At 72.5% G+C, this 13,504-nt stretch carries 10 protein-coding genes and 2 pseudogenes; 2 read left to right on the forward strand and 10 right to left on the reverse strand.

Annotation, left to right across the window (positions count from 1 at the left end; genetic code table 11):
* Positions 1 to 114 precede the first annotated feature (114 nt).
* On the forward strand, positions 115 to 393 hold the full coding sequence (locus tag CDO52_RS18275; RefSeq protein ID WP_017618187.1) for a DUF4235 domain-containing protein: 279 nt from the start codon (positions 115 to 117) through the stop codon (positions 391 to 393).
* Between the two features lie 48 nt (positions 394 to 441).
* On the opposite strand, the gene CDO52_RS18280 is transcribed toward CDO52_RS18275, so the two are convergent.
* From CDO52_RS18280 to CDO52_RS18295, 4 genes are all read right to left on the reverse strand, one after another.
* Entirely contained in the window at positions 442 to 1,314 is an 873-nt protein-coding gene (locus tag CDO52_RS18280; RefSeq protein WP_017618186.1) for a hypothetical protein, read from the reverse strand.
* A gap of 193 nt (positions 1,315 to 1,507) precedes the next feature.
* Complete coding sequence (locus CDO52_RS18285) at positions 1,508 to 1,804, reverse strand: DUF4193 domain-containing protein (RefSeq protein ID WP_017618185.1); 297 nt, start codon at positions 1,802 to 1,804, stop codon at positions 1,508 to 1,510.
* A gap of 448 nt (positions 1,805 to 2,252) precedes the next feature.
* Positions 2,253 to 3,545 (reverse strand): sensor histidine kinase, encoded by a 1,293-nt coding sequence (locus CDO52_RS18290; protein WP_017618184.1) that lies wholly within the window; start codon positions 3,543 to 3,545, stop codon positions 2,253 to 2,255.
* Positions 3,542 to 4,195, reverse strand: a complete 654-nt coding sequence (locus CDO52_RS18295) for a response regulator transcription factor (protein ID WP_026125706.1) — start codon at positions 4,193 to 4,195, stop codon at positions 3,542 to 3,544. Before CDO52_RS18295 ends, CDO52_RS18290 begins: the two co-directional genes overlap by 4 nt.
* A 740-nt stretch (positions 4,196 to 4,935) precedes the next feature.
* Here CDO52_RS18295 and CDO52_RS28210 point away from each other — a divergent pair.
* Positions 4,936 to 5,103 (forward strand): hypothetical protein, encoded by a 168-nt coding sequence (locus CDO52_RS28210; RefSeq protein WP_017618182.1) that lies wholly within the window; start codon positions 4,936 to 4,938, stop codon positions 5,101 to 5,103.
* A gap of 163 nt (positions 5,104 to 5,266) precedes the next feature.
* Here the strand turns inward: CDO52_RS28210 and CDO52_RS18300 are convergent, their stop codons facing one another.
* From CDO52_RS18300 to CDO52_RS18325, 6 genes and pseudogenes are all read right to left on the reverse strand, one after another.
* Positions 5,267 to 6,088: an inositol monophosphatase family protein gene (locus CDO52_RS18300; RefSeq protein WP_017618181.1), complete on the reverse strand. Its 822-nt coding sequence runs from the start codon at positions 6,086 to 6,088 to the stop codon at positions 5,267 to 5,269.
* Between the two features lie 95 nt (positions 6,089 to 6,183).
* Positions 6,184 to 8,214, reverse strand: a pseudogene (locus tag CDO52_RS18305) (S9 family peptidase).
* A 108-nt stretch (positions 8,215 to 8,322) separates the two neighbouring features.
* The gene (locus tag CDO52_RS18310; protein WP_017618179.1) at positions 8,323 to 9,234 is read right to left on the reverse strand and encodes an ABC transporter permease; all 912 of its coding nucleotides are present in this window, start codon (positions 9,232 to 9,234) and stop codon (positions 8,323 to 8,325) included.
* Positions 9,231 to 11,414, reverse strand: a complete 2,184-nt coding sequence (locus CDO52_RS18315) for an ATP-binding cassette domain-containing protein (RefSeq protein WP_232524244.1) — start codon at positions 11,412 to 11,414, stop codon at positions 9,231 to 9,233. Before CDO52_RS18315 ends, CDO52_RS18310 begins: the two co-directional genes overlap by 4 nt.
* A 323-nt stretch (positions 11,415 to 11,737) precedes the next feature.
* Positions 11,738 to 12,352: pseudogene (locus tag CDO52_RS28215) on the reverse strand (alpha/beta hydrolase); the annotation flags it as partial.
* Positions 12,353 to 12,423: 71 nt separating this feature from the next.
* Entirely contained in the window at positions 12,424 to 13,455 is a 1,032-nt protein-coding gene (locus CDO52_RS18325; protein ID WP_094932561.1) for a ferrochelatase, read from the reverse strand.
* Positions 13,456 to 13,504: the final 49 nt, after the last annotated feature.

Consider the following 13,504-nt stretch of genomic DNA (forward strand, 5'->3'; position numbering starts at 1 on the left):
CACCCGGCCGCCGGGCCGACACCGGTGGGACGCCGTGCCGCGCGGCCTGGGACATGACAGTATCGTCGGCAGACCCCCGCATGTTGGCAACGACAACGGAAGTGATCGAATCACATGGCAAAGCAGGAAGGTGAGCTCGCCGCGCAGATCGTGGGCGGCGTGGCCGCCCTCGCGGCCGGGTTCGCGGCCCGCAAGGTCCTGACCTTCGCGTGGACCCAGGTGACCGGCAAGGAGCCGCCGAACGACCCCGAGTCGCTGGAGATCGGCCTGGGCGAGGCGCTGGGCTGGGCCGTGGTGACCGGCGTCGGCATGGAGGTCGCGCGGGTCCTGGCGGTGCGCGCCGCCTACAAGCGCCTGGGGCCGCAGCGGCACCGGGAGTTGGACGGCCGCTGAGCCGTCACCAGCGGCGGGGGCCGGGTGGATGCGGCCCGGCCCGTCCGATCAGGCCCCCAGGGCGGTACCTGCGTCTGGGGCGGAGGGTGCGGTGAGCGCCTGCCGCCCCGCCCCGGTGGGCAGCGGCGGGGCCGGTGCGGGCGCCTGGCCGCGCAGGTCGGCGCGCACGGCCTTGCCCAGGGCGAAGGTGGCCATGCGGTTGAGGGTGCCACCGGCCACCGCGCCGGTGAGGTAGGGGCCGAGCGTGGTGAGATGGCGGCCCATCAGCCGCATCAGGCGCTTGCGCAGGGCGGCCTTGGCGGCGGTCCCCAGCGCGACCGCGACCGATTCGGGGACCTGGAGGGGGTCGATGCCGCGCTTTCGGGCCCAGGCCGACAGGTAACCCGAGGCACGCCGCAATCCGGAGTCCGGCACCGGTGTCGCGTACACCTCGTGCAGCTCGGCGATGAGCTTGACCTCGATGGCCGCGACCACGAGCGTCTCGGCCACGATCTGGGCAGGCACGGTCAGCAGCAGGGGCGGCGCGGTGAACTGGACGGCCGCCAGCGCGCCGCCGGCGGCACCGACCGTGGTGGTGGCGTGGGCGGCGCTGCGCACCAGGGCGTCGGCGAGCTCCTCGCCGTCGAGGCCGTTGTGGTGGCGGACGAGGGTCGCGCGGTCGCGCACGGGGATGCGCGGCGCGATGTCGTCGGTGAACACCTCGGTGATCCAGCGGCCGGTGGCCGTGCCCTTGACCCCCGCGGTCCGCGCACCGTCGGCCAGGGCGCGGGTGAGGCGCCCGAGGAGTCCGGCCCTCCGCTGGGGGTCGGTGCCGTCGTCGGTGATGATCCGCCCGACGAGCGCGCCGACATCGTCGTTCTCAGTGGGGACGGGGGGCGCTTCCGCCGCCGTGCCGCCGTCCTCCGCACTGGCGCTGGGCACCGTGCTCACCTTCCTCTCGGCGTCCCCTCCATCAAACCAGACGCGGGCGGGACGCCACGGGCGGGGCGGGGGAGCGGCCCTGGACGCCCGGGCACGGGGCGGACATGGCGATGCGCCCCCGGTAACGGGGGCGCATCAGCATGCCAGGGCGCACGGCCTACGAGGCGACTCAAGGGAGGGAGGCCCTCCTGTCTCAGACACACTCCTTGCAGACCAGCGCCCCGTTGCGCTCCTCGGCGAGCTGGCTGCGGTGGTGCACCAGGAAGCAGCGCGAGCAGGTGAACTCGTCCGCCTGCCGCGGCAGCACCCGGACCGCCAGTTCCTCACCGGAGAGGTCCGCGCCCGGCAGCTCCAGGCCCTCGGCAACCTCGTCCGGGTCGACGTCGATGGTGCCGGTGCCCTTGTCGACCCGACGCGCCTGCAGTTCCTGCAGGCTGTCCTCGTTGATGTCCTCGTCGGTCTTGCGCGGGCTGTCGTAATCGGTGGCCATTGCGCTAACTCCATCCCCCTCGTTCTATGCCTCGTCGCGCGGATGTAACGCTTGAGAGACGCCTCTTGTGCCCGTTTCGGCCAAATTTCTCCATGGGCGCGAGTGGAGTGTTCCCCCTCCCGGGTAACGTTCCACCTGCTGGCGGCACGGAACGGCCGGGTCCGGTCATGTCCCTACACGACGCGGACCGGTTCGTTCTCATGTGCTACCCAACGCCCGAAGGATTGCGACCTATTTCTTCGTCTTTCCTCGCACCGGCCGAGCGCGGGTACTCCCCGAGTGGCAAGGTCAGAACTGACACGCTTACGTCGGGAGCATTTCCCTCCGTATTCACGCCCGGGAGAGCATACCTACCGTTGGTGGGTGCTCGGACCCAGGGTGGCCGTGTCGTGCGACACGTATAGATATCACGGACGAGATCCTCGGCGCAGCTCGGTCGCCGAAGGGCTCAGCGGCCCGTGCCGGACGGGCCTTCGGCGCGTCGCTCCGGCAGGCAGACGGTCACCACGAGCCCGCCGCCCGCGCGCGGCCAGGCCTGCACCGTGCCGCCGTGGGCGCGCACCACCGAGCGCACGATGGACAGCCCCAGGCCGGCGCTCTTGGCGGAGCGCAGGCGGTCGCCCGAGGCGCGCCGGAAGGGCTCGAACAGGCCCTCGACCTCGTAGCCGGGGATCACCGGCCCGGAGTTCTCCACCTGGACGGCGGGCCTGCCGTCGTATATGCCCGTGCGGATGGTGATCTCGCCCTCGGCGACGTTGTACCGCAGCGCGTTCTCCACGAGATTGCCCACTAGCCGTTCCAGGAGCACCGGGTCGCCGGTGACGTGGGCGGCGCGCAGGTCGGAGCGCAGCGTCAGGCCGGACTCATCGATGTCGGCCGACAGCTGGCTGAGGACGGTCTCGGCGACCTCGCCCAGGTCGATGTGGACGCGGGTGTCGAGCTCCTTGTCGCTCTTGGCGAGCAGCAGCAGTCCGTCGATGAGCCGCTCGTGCCGGGCGTTGGTCTCCAGCAGGGTGCGCCCGACCGATTTCAGATCGGCCGAGGCGTCGGGGTCGCTCAGCGTGACCTCCAGCAGCGTCCGGTTGATGGCCAGGGGCGTGCGCAGCTCGTGCGAGGCGTTGGCGACGAACCGGCGCTGCCCGTCGAACGCGCGGTCGAGGCGCTCCAGCATGCCGTCGAAGGTGTCGGCGAGTTCACGGATCTCGTCCTCGGGGCCGCCGAGCGCGATGCGCTCGTGCAGGGAGCGTTCGGACAGGCGGCGCGCGGTGCGGGTGATCTTCTGCAGCGGGGACAGGGCCCGTCCGGCGATCACGTAGCCGAGCGCCACCGCGAGCAGCCCCACGATGACCAGCGCCAGCACCGAGAACCGGGTGACCTGTGCCAGGAGACTCTCGATCAGTTGGCGCTTGTAGTACGCCATCTGCTCGGGCGTGGGATCTGGGTAGCCGGCCTCGGGGTTGGGAACGAACTGCAGGGTGTTCAGGACGGCCGCGACGATGACGTAGTTCAGCAGCACCAGCAGGGAGCCGGCGGCGAAGAACAGCATGCCGTAGATGAGGGTGAGCCGGGCGCGCAGGCTGATGTTGTCGGCCAGCCGGTGCACCTGGTGGGAGACCACGCTCTGCGGCTTGGCCGAGGGCGCGGCGGGGGTGGCCAGGCGCCGCCAGGTCCCGGTCTCACCGGGCGGGGTCGGCGCCACCTCTCCCGGTGGGACCTCGGGTTCGCCGTCGCCCGTACTCAAATCCGGTATCCCGCACCGGGGACGGTCTGGATGACGGGGGGCTCACCCAGCTTCTTGCGCAGGGTCATCACGGTGACGCGCACGACGTTGGTGAAGGGGTCGGCGTTCTCGTCCCAGGCCTTCTCCAGCAGCCCCTCGGCGCTGACCACCGTGCCGTTGGCGCGCATCAGCACCTCCAGGACGGCGAACTCCTTGGGGGTGAGCGCCACGTCGCGGCCGTCGCGCTCCACGGTGTGGTTGGCGGGGTCGAGGGCGATGCCGCTGCGGCGCAGCACCGGCGGCAGCGGCGGGACCGCGCGGCGGCCCAGGGCGCGAACGCGGGCGATGAGTTCGGCGAAGGCGAACGGCTTGGCCATGTAGTCGTCGGCGCCGAGGGTGAGCCCCTCGACCTTGTCCTCCAGCTCGCGGGAGGCCGTGAGCATCAGGATCCGCCCGGTGTAGCTCTGCTCGACCAGTGACCGCGCGACGTCGTCGCCGTGCACCCCGGGAAGGTCCCGGTCCAGGACGATGACGTCGTACTCGTTGACTCCGGCGTGCTCCAGGGCACTGTCGCCGTCATAGACGACGTCCACGGCCATCGATTCCCGCCGCAGTCCGACGGCGACGGCGTCGGCGAGCACTCGCTCGTCTTCGACCACAAGTACGCGCACTGTGTCCTTCGTTTCCCGCAGAGACCGGTGGGCCGCTGCCGGCGCATCCCCCAACACACCGGCAGCGGCGTCTATACCCCGGCCGCGTCCATCGTTCTCCCACACCCCGAATAAGGATGAAGTAAACCGTCGCAGCCGGTTCAGTTCTGCTGCGAGGCCACGATAACGCGGCCCGGTCTTCATCCGGTACCGCTCAACGTAGAGCGGTACCCGGAGCGCGGCAACCTCGACAGGCGCCGGGAGCTCGAGTATCGGCGACCGACCCCAGGGCCGGGATCGGCGCACCGATATTCCCCCGAATGCGAGGAGCCGCTGCCGACGTATCCCCCAACCGCCGGCAGCGGCATCACCCCGCACATCTCGAATCTGACACATCCAGGATAAGAAACAAGTAAGCACTCGCACGAATCATCCGTTGTGTCCCGCGCCACGCCCGAGCGGCGTCGATCACCCGAAATAGCTGCCCATCGGCCCGAATCCGCACCTCTGCCGCCCAATCCGGACACGCGGGACCGCCGTTCGGGCCACCCAATCGCCGCCCCTGATGGGACACGCATCACATCGACTGGCATGATGTGCTCACGCCGCACCGTCCGGAGCGACCCGATCGCGGACCGCCAAACGCCGCCGAAGCGAGGTTTACCCGGACCGGTGGGGTGGGTACGCACGGTCCGAGCTGCTATTCCTGTCACACTGGCGTGACGCATCGTAGTTCCTGCTTGAACATAGAGTGAGGTGAAATGGGCGAGTTCCTCGCGGAGATCAAGTGCCGCATCAGAGAGACCTCCATGTCGCTCCAAGCGGCCCAGTCCGCCGGAGACGACTTCCTCGCCGACACGCACTTGTCGGAACTTGAGGACCTGCACCGCATCGCGGCTCGCAACGGGATCGACCCCGAAAGCGCCTGACCTCGTCGTACACCGAGGGCCGGCCGGATCGAGAAGATCCGACCGGCCCTTTTCCGTGCACACACCCGTTGTGAGGCGCGGCCGAAACGGTGTTTCGGCCGCGCCTCAACCTGACGTCCTCCGCGGCCGGGCGGCCCGCCCTCCCGGGGCGGCCGCCGCCGCGTTACGCCGGGGGCTCGACCTCGTCAGTGTCCGCATCCGCCTTCAGCGGCTCCAGAAGGTCGTGCAGCTCCTCGAACAGGCCAGGGGGAGCCGCGATCACCAGGTCCGGGTTGGCGGGCCTCCCACGCAGCCCTCCGACGCGCGCACCGGCCTCCTGGGCGATGAGGGTGGCCGCCGCCCAGTCCCACGCGTTGAGCCCCCGCTCGTAGTAGGCGTCGTGGTGCCCCCGCGCCAGCGCGCACAGGTCCAGCGCGGCCGATCCGGCGCGCCGGATGTCGCGCACCCGCGGCAGCAGCGTGCGCAGCACCTCCGCCTGACGGGCGCGGCGCTCGGTGCTGTAACCGAAACCGGTGGCCACCAGCGCCATCTCCAGCGGCACAGCGGGGCGCACCCGCATCGGCGCACCGTTGCAGAACGCCCCGCCGCCCCGCGTCGCCGTGTACTCGTCGCCGCGCACCGGCGCCACCACGGCCCCGGCCACGACCTCCCCGTCGAGCTCGGCCGCGATCGACACGGCCCAGTCCGCGCGGCCGTAGAGGTAGTTCACCGTCCCGTCGATCGGGTCGACGATCCAGCGGACCCCGCTGGAGCCGGTCGCGGCGCCGCCCTCCTCACCGAGGACCGCGTCGCCGGGCCGGGCGCTGAGCAGGCGCTTGCGGATCAGCTCCTCCGACGCGCGGTCCATGGCGGTCACGACGTCGGTGGGTGTTGACTTGGTTTCGAGGACGCCGATGCCCTCCTGGCCCTCGGCCGCGAGCCGCCCGGCCTCCCGGGCGGTGTCGAGGGCGAGCGCGAGGAGCTCGGCCGGGTCCGCAACGGACATGGAAAATCCCCCTGGTGTGTGGTTACGCACGCGTTGTGCCCGGAGTCGCCGCGGACGGAACCGCGACGGTGGTCACAGCGGCCGCACGGCCGCTGTCACAGCAGTTCCGGGCGGCACCATTCCTTGCCGAGCACATGGTGGTCGAGGAAGGCGAACACCGTCTCGTACCAGACCCTGATGTTGCCCGGGGTGAGCACCCAGTGGCTCTCGTCCGGGAAGTACAGGAACTTGGCGTCCACCTCGTGGCTGACCAGATCCCACCACAGCCGCAGGCCTTCCCCGATCGGCACCCGGTAGTCCTTGTCCCCGTGGATGACCAGCATGGGCGTCGTGATCCGGGACACGTGCCGATGCGGGCTGTTGAGCTCGTAGCGCTCCGGCTGGCTCCGGGGGTCGCCGAACTCGCGCGCCCACACCCACGGGGCGTCGGTGGAGCCGCCGAAGGCGTCCAGGCCCCAGAGCGAGGCGTGCGCGACGATCGCCTTGAAGCGGTCGGTGTGCCCGGCGATCCAGTTGGCCATGTAGCCGCCGAAGGACCCGCCCATCATGGCGGTGCGCTCGGCGTCGATGTCGGCGCGGGCGACGGCGGCGTCGGTGATCGCCATGACGTCGGCGAACGTGCACGGCCCCCAGCGGCCCCAGGCGCGGCGGAGCATGTCCTGGCCGTACCCGGTCGACGGCGCCGGGTCGGGCAGCAGTACGGCGTACCCCCGGGCCGCCAGCAGCCACGGGTTCCACCTCCAGGTCCAGCCGTTGAAGCTCAGGTAGGGGCCGCCGTGCACCCACACCACCAGCGGAGCCGGGGAGTCGGCCGCAGCGTCGCCGGGCAGCACCAGCCAGGACCGCAGCGGGGTGCCGTCCTCGGCCACCGTCTTGACCTCGGTGAGCGTGCCGGGGACGTCGAGGGGCGCCTGCGGGGCCGTGAGCGACGTCGGCCGCCCCTCGGTCGCCGCGCCGTCCAGGCGCACGGGCGCGGGCGCGGCGTCCCAGGCGTCGCGCAGGGCATAGAGCGTGTGGGCGTCCGGGGCCGGGTTGAGGCAGCTGTAGGCACCGTCGTCGCCGGTCACCCGGGTCAGCGAGGTGGTGGCGAGGTCGACGCGGAACACCGGGCGGCGGCCGTGGTGGTCGGCGACGAAGAAGACGGCCGAGGAGTCGGCGGCCCAGGTGTACTCGCGCGGCCACAGCTCGGCGTCGGGCAGCAGGTCGCGCCCCTCGCCGGTGGTGAGGTCCACGAGCCAGAGCGTGCAGTCGCGGGGTTCGCCGTCGTAGTCGCCGTCGAAGGTGCGGAGCATCACCGCGTACCGCCCGTCGGGGGAGACGCGGGGGTGCTCGAACTCGAACGTCGTGCTGGTGGCCAGCACGGCGCGCTCCCCGGTGCCCACGTCGACGGTGACGACCTCGCTGCGCCACACGCCCCTGCCCGCGTGCACCTGCCAGCCGGTGACGACCGTGCCGCCGTCGGGGGTGACCTCCCCGGTCTGCTCGATCAGTGCCTTGCCCGCGTCGGGGGTGAGGTCACGCGCCTCCCCCAGTGGCGACGCGGCGTCGGCCGGGGGCGCGGCCGCGTACATCCGCGGGAGGTCGGGGCCGACATCGTGGTCCCAGTAGCGGACGGGACTGGACTCGTGCAGGATCGCCGTCACCCCGCTGTCCATGCGGGCGGTGCGCCACTCCGCGTCGGCCTGGGCGCACTCGGCGTCGGGCCGGGTCGCGGCGGTGTAGGTGACGGTGCCGCGGTCACGGGCCACGGAGAAGGCCTTGACGCCGCCCGCCGGGGCGGCCACCTGGCGCGCCTCCCCGCCCTGCGCGGGCAGCAGCCACAGCGCGGGGGTGCGCGCGTCGGCGGACCCGTTCGACGCGGCCTCGGCGTCGGCGCGGGTGGAGGTGAACAGCACCGACCCGTCGGGGAGGAAGGCCGGGCCGACTCCCCGGCGCTGGAGCGGGTGAGGCGGCGCGGCTCGTGTTCGCCCGCCGGGTCGATCTCCCACAGAGCCGTCCCAAACGACGTGCCGTCGGGTTGAGCTCGCTCACGGGCGCGACGAGCCGGGTCCCGTCGGGGAAAGCCGCAACCCGTTGACGCGGCGCAACCTGACGTAGTCGGGCAGCTCATACCAGGAACGGACCACAGCGAACCTCCCGCGTTGTCGACTTTTCGGCCTGGGGGCGACCCTACCGAGGGCGTGTGCGGGGTGGGCGGGCGGTCGCCCCCCGGCGCCGCGCGGGCGCGGGGCGTGTCAGGACACCACGTCCTTGTCCCGGAAGTGCCGGAACGCCCAGGCGATGAGCACGGTCGCGTACGAGAACGACACGGCCGCCCCGCGCGCCATCCCGTCCCAGGGCAGTTCCGGGCGCAGCGCGTCGGTCCAGGCGAACATCCAGTAGGCGGGGAGGAACTCGCGGATGGCGCCGAGCGCCTCGACCGCCTCCAGGATGTTGGACATGATGATCAGCGCGACGGCACCGCCGACGGCCCCCAGCGGGGAGTCGGTGGCCACGGTCAGCGCGAACGCGGTTCCGGCGACCACGAGCAGCGCCACCATCAGGTAGCCCACCACGATGCCGATCCGCAGGAAGGAGTCGGCCAGGCTCGGCGCGGGGCCGACCGCGGGCAGCTCGATGGGCTGCCAGCCGTAGGCGAGGCCGCCCGCGATCAGCGCCATCAGCGCCAGCGTGAGGACACCGGCCGCGCTGAGCGCGAGCGCGATGAGCAGCTTCTGCCGCAGCAGCCGCATGCGCGGGACCGGCGCGGCCAGCAGGTAGCGCAGGCTGGACCAGCCCGCCTCGCTGGCCACGGTGTCGCCGCAGAACAGCGCGACCACGACGACGAGCAGGAAGCCCGCGGCCACGTACAGCGTGAACACGGTGAAGTTGAACGCGCCGGTGGTGGCCAGGTCCAGCAGGTTCCAGCTGGGTCCGCCGCCGTCGGAGTCCCCGCTGTCCACCGCGAAGGCGATCACCAGCAGCCAGGGAATCAGCAGCAGGAAGCCGAACGTCAGCAGGGTGCGCCGACGGCGCAGCTGGCGGCTGAGCTCCACGCGCAGCGGAAGTGTGTGCCGTACATGGCGGTCGGGTCGGCTCGACTCGCTGATCGCTCCTCCTCGCTGGCTCACCCCGCCGCCCGACACGTCGGGCTGTGCTCCGCTCACGGCCGCTCCCCCGCCTCTGTGTCTTTGCTCGCGCTCGTCTCCTCGCTCGTCTCCGCCGCCGAAGCGATACGGCCTTCGGCACCCGGCAACGACGACTCCGCTCGCCGCTCGGCGCTGCCGATCAGCGACAGGAACGCGTCCTCCAGGCGCCGCCGCGGCACGACGCGCTCAACCGGGATGTCCGCTGCGACGAGCGCCGTTACGAGCTGGGCGACGGTCCCCTCCCGCAACCGGACGACCAGTCCGTCCTCGGCGGGCTCGGCCTCGGCGACGCCGTCGATGGCGCGGACGCGGTCGGCCACGGCGGCGGGGTCCGGCACACCGACGAGGACGGAGTCCCCTTCGCCCACGATGTCGGCGACCGGACCGGCGGCGACGTGCCGCCCGCGGTCCATCACCACGACGTGGGTGCAGGTCTGCTCCACCTCGGCGAGCAGGTGGCTGGAGATGATCACGGTACGGCCGGTGGACGCGTAGTCCACCAGGACATCGCGCATCTCGCGGATCTGGGGCGGGTCGAGCCCATTGGTGGGTTCGTCCAGGACGAGCAGGTCGGGCAGGCCGAGCATCGCCTGGGCGATGGACAGCCGCTGCCGCATGCCCTGGGAGTAGGTGCGCACCGGGCGCTCCAGCGCCGCGCCGAGGGCGGCGATACGCACGGCCTCGTCGATGCCGGACTCGGCCATCGGGCGACCGGTGGCGCGCCAGTACAGTTCCAGGTTGGCCCGGCCGGACAGGTGCGGCAGGTGGCCGGGGCCCTCGACGAAGGAGCCCAGGCGGGCCAGGGCGGGGGTACCGGGGACGACCTTGTGGCCGAAGACGCGGATGTCGCCCGCGTCGGGGCGCACCAGGCCCATGAGCATGCGCAGGGTCGTGGTCTTGCCCGCCCCGTTGGGGCCGAGCAGGCCGAGTACCTGGCCGCGCTCCACCCGCAGGGAGAGGTGGTCGACCGCGAGGTAACCGTTGGGGAAGCGCTTGGTCAGGCCCTCGATACGCAGCGGCACGTCGGCGAGGTCCGCGTCGACCGGCGCCGGTGCGGTCCTGCGCCGACCGACGAGCAGCAGCCCGGCGGCCACGATCAGCGCGGACAGCGGAAGCGCCCAGGTCCACACGGGCAACACGTGCCGGGGAGTGACCAGCTCGGGCTGGGTGGGCAGGGTGAGGCCGGCCTGGGGGTCGGGCAGGCCGATGCCGTAGGTCGCGGCGGTGCTGGGCCGGTCGTAGGCCATGTCGGTGGTGCTCACCGCGAAACGGAGGGTGTGTCCCTCGGCGAAGGTGTGGTCGATCGCCGGGAGGCGGATCTCCACGTCGGTGCCGTCCGCCGTGAGGGGCACGCGCACGGGGGCGACCAGCTGGCGCGGCAGCGCGGCCGTGCCGTCGGCGCTGACGTCGTAGACCTTGGCGAAGAGGACGGCCTCGGTGGGGGCGGCCTCTACGTCGTCCCTCTGGTCGTCCCTGTCGGCCGCTGCCGTGTCCCCGGCGTCGGTGACGCGGACGGTGATCGTCGGTGCGCCGGTCACGGTGAGGTCGGAGTCGAGGGGAGCGGACTCGAACGTCGCGGCCTGCCCGGGGATGTCCAGGGAGAACCCGGCGCCGCCGGGCAGGTCGCCGCCGAGGCCGCCGAGGGCGCCGAGGCCGGGAACCGCGGAAAACCCGGCGGGCGAGCCGCCCGGCGGGGCCACGATCTCCTGGACTCCGTTGTCGTCTCCCGCCCCTCCGTTGAGCGGGACGGACTCCGCGTCCGTCCCGTCCAGGCCCGGGTAGGCCGACGTGCGGGCGGCGCGGGGGATCGTGCCCTGGCGGGTCGAGCGGCCGCCGTTGCTGACGTGCTGGGGGCGGGTCACCGAGAACCCGGTCTCGGCGTCGGCCGCGCCGTCGCCCGTGAGCCAGGCGTCGAACCAGTCGCGAATGGCCTCGGTGGTGTCCTGGCCCTCGGGGGAGGCGGCGTCGTGGCCGCCCTCGGTCCACATGACGTCCAGGGGGACGTCGTTGTCCTCCAGTGCCCGTGCGGTGGCGTCGGCCTGGTCGAGGGGGAACAGCGAGTCCTGCATGCCCTGGACGAGCAGGGTGGGGGCGGTGATGTCGTCGACCACCGAGGCGGGGCTGTTGCGGCGCAGCAGGTCGAGCATCTTCTGCGAGGGGCGGCCGTGCTCGGCGGCGTCGACATACAGGTCGCACACTTCGGGGCGGAAGCGCCCGCAGCGCGCCGAGCCGGGGTCGTCCGCTGTCGCGTCCCCTGCGGCGGGGCCGCTGGGCGCCCGTGCGGGGTCCGAGGCGGGGGCGTCGTCGGGGCGTTGGCGCCGCCGGGTGCCCCGGGCCCGCCCGCACCGCCGAGTCCGCCGAGTCCGCCGGGGTCCTGGGTGCCGACGCTGCCCGCGGTGAACAGGAGTCCGGCCCACATCTGCTTGTAGACGCCGTTGCGCGGCCCGTTGCCGGAGGCGTCGGGGAAGAGCGCGTCGGCCAGGTCGTTGTAGGTGGAGCGCGGGGCAATCGCGTCGATCCGGTCGTCGGTCCCGGCCGCCAGCAGGGTGACGGCGCCGCCGTAGGAGCCCCCGGTCATACCGACGCGCGGGTCGCCCTCGCCGTCGAGCTGGATCTCTGGGCGCTGGGCCAGCCAGTCGAGGAGGCGGGAAACGTCGGCGACCTCGTAGTCGGGGTCGTTGAGCCCGATCTCCCCGCCGGACGCGCCGAACCCCCGGGCCGTCCAGGTCAGCACGGCGTATCCGGCCTCGGCCAGGGCGGCCGCCTCCTCCCGGCTGGTCTCCTTGCTGCCGGCGAAGCCGTGCGCGACGAGGACCGCCGGAACGCGGCCCTCGACGCCGTCCGGGAGGAAGAGGCTGGTGTCGAGCCCGATGTGGGTGTCGCCGCCGGGTTCCTCCGGGACGTCGACGACCTGGTCGACCACCCGATAGGCCCCGCCGTCGTCGTCCCCCGGACCGGTCGCGGCGATGGCCCCGGCGACGACGGCCAGGGCCAGGAGGGCGACCGGGATGGTCGCGCGTGAACGAGCACGCGTCAGCCAGGCTCTCACGCGATGCATCGTAGCCGTCGTCCCAGGACGGCGGCGGGCCGTGCGGTTGTGACCTTGGGCCGCGGCGACGGCGGGTCGGCCGCCCATGCGGCCATCCGCGAGGTCACGGCCCCACCGCGAGGGTGCGGGTGATGATGATCACAGCGCGCCGGTGCCGGTCACCGGGGTGCGCAGCAGGTGGGCGAGCCCTCGGGGCAGCCGGGGAGCGTGCTCAGCCCGACGCGCTCGGCGCCTGTCGCCCGCTCGGTGATGAGCTCGCGCGCCATCGCCACGAACTTCGGGTGGGCGCCGGGGCACAGCGCGCGCTCGAAGGCGATCCCCAGGCGGCGCGCGGTCTCCACCGCCTCGTGGTCGAGGTCGTACTTGACCTCCATGTGGTCGGAGACGAACCCGTGCGGGACGGTGACGACCGCCGACACGCCCTCAGCGGCGAGCTCCTCCAGCCGGTCGTTGATGTCGGGCTCCAGCCAGGGCTGGCTCGGCGGGCCGCTGCGGCTCTGGTACACGAGCTCGTAGTCGTGCCCGCCGCCCAGGCGCTCGGTGACCAGCCGCGCCACCTCCTCCAGCTGCGCGACGTACGCCCCGCCCGGCCCGTACCCCTGCTCGGGGGCGCCGCTGGCGGCGGCCATGGCGGTGGGAATGGAGTGGGCGGAGAACAGCAGCCGCGCCCCGGACCGCTCACTCTCGGGCAGCCGGTCGAGCGCGGCGCGGGCGTTCTCGACCAGCGGCTCGATGAAGCCGGGGTGGTCGAAGAACGGGCGGATGAGCTCGATCTCCGGTGCGTCGGGGCCGACGGCCGCACGCGCCGCCTCGATGTCGTTGAGGTAGGCGCGGTGGCTGGAGTAGTTGCTGTAGGCCGAGGTGGCCAGCGCGACGACGCGGCGGACGCCGTCCTTGGCCATCTGCGCGACGGTGTCGGTGAGCATCGGCTCCCAGAAGCGGTTGCCCCAGTAGACGGGCAGGTCCACCCCGTTGGCGGCGAAGTCGGCGCGGATCGCCTCGATCAGGTCGCGGCACTGCTGGTTGATCGGGCTCACACCGTCGAACAGGTAGTAGTGCTCACCGACCTCCGCCAGTCGCTCGCGGGGGATCCCGCGTCCGCGAGTGACGTTCTCCAGGAACGGGATGACGTCGTCGACGGCCTCCGGGCCGCCGAAGGAGATCAGCAGAAACGCGTCGTAGGGCCTCATAGATTCCATGAAACCAGGCCACGGAGGCCGCCCCGTCCCGGTCCGGGCG

The sequence above is a fragment of the Nocardiopsis gilva YIM 90087 genome (genome assembly GCF_002263495.1).
GTDB classification, from domain to species: domain Bacteria; phylum Actinomycetota; class Actinomycetes; order Streptosporangiales; family Streptosporangiaceae; genus Nocardiopsis_C; species Nocardiopsis_C gilva.